At 30.0% G+C, this 1,328-nt stretch carries 1 protein-coding gene; it reads left to right on the top strand.

The window, feature by feature from the left end; translation table 11 throughout:
* The coding region (locus tag V7149_RS26430; protein ID WP_335348520.1) for a glycosyltransferase at window positions 1–1,328 on the top strand (1,328 nt) is incomplete at both ends.

A 1,328-nucleotide genomic window follows, 5' to 3' on the forward strand; every position in this document is an offset into this window, starting at 1 on the left:
TCATTATTGATAATAATTCTGTGGACGGTACAAAAGACTGGCTATTAAAGCAAGATGACATAAGGGTAATTTTAAACAAGGAAAATCTCGGGTTTCCTAGAGGCTGCAATCAAGGAATTGAAATAGCTAAAGGGAATAATATACTTTTACTTAATAATGATGTAATTGTCACTGAGAATTGGCTGTGTAATTTAGTACAAAGTCTTTATAGCAGTGAAAAGGTCGGAGCAGTTGGCCCTGTTACCAATTCTGCAGCGTATCACACTGCTATCCCAGTAGAATACTCGAATTTATATGAAATGCATAATTTCGCAAAAGGTTTTAATAAATCAAATTCTGAGAAATGGGAAGAAAGATTAAAATTAATTGGTTATTGCATGCTTATTAAAAAAGATGTAATTGATAAAATTGGACTCTTAGACGAAATGTTTACTCCTGGAAACTTTGAAGACGATGATTATTCTGTAAGAATTCGTAAAGCAGGTTATAAATTACTATTATGTAAAGACACATTTATTCATCATTATGGAAGTGTTTCATGGAGAGAAAATGTTGCTTGGTATGGAGAATTGTTATCTGAGAATGAGAAGAAGTTCATGAAGAAATGGGGAACTAATTCACATTCGTACAATATACATAATGATCTAGTTGATAGAATTCCATTTGAAAAAGATAGACAGATAGATGTTCTTCATATTGGTTGTGGGGCGGGGGGAACTTTACTTAAAATTAATGACTCATTCAGAAAGTCTTCTTTATATGGTATTGAGCAAAACAAGAATGCAGCTACTGAAGCAAGCATATTTGTAACAGTATTTCATGATCCAGTTGAAGAAGTAATTAAGGAGTTTGGTGTAAAGAAGTTTGATGTAATTATTATTACAGATTGGAGTCATATTACTAATCTTCAAACCTCTATGCTTTCTGTCAAGAGTTTATTAAAAGACGATGGAATTCTCCTTTCATCTGTTATTAATGCTAATCATATTAGCTTAATAAATGAATTGATGCTAGGAAGAAATCCTTTTTTAGAAAATAAATATATGACATTACTAGATATTAATAAATTATTTAAAGGAGAAGCTGGCTTTAAGCTTTATGTAGAAAGTATGACAAGCAATTTGTCAGATGAAGAAAAGAAAATAATAGAATTATATTGTTCACTTACTAAAGAAGATATGAGAATCCAGTATGAAACATACAAATATTTGATTACTGCACAAAAATATGATGAACATCTAGAAAATAGTATTCTTAATATCATAAATGATATTGATGTTGAAAAAACTTTAATAGAGCTTGAACGATATTATGAGGATGAGATTATT

The organism is Bacillus sp. JJ1503, from assembly GCF_036965125.1.
In the GTDB taxonomy this organism is placed as follows: domain Bacteria; phylum Bacillota; class Bacilli; order Bacillales; family Cytobacillaceae; genus Cytobacillus.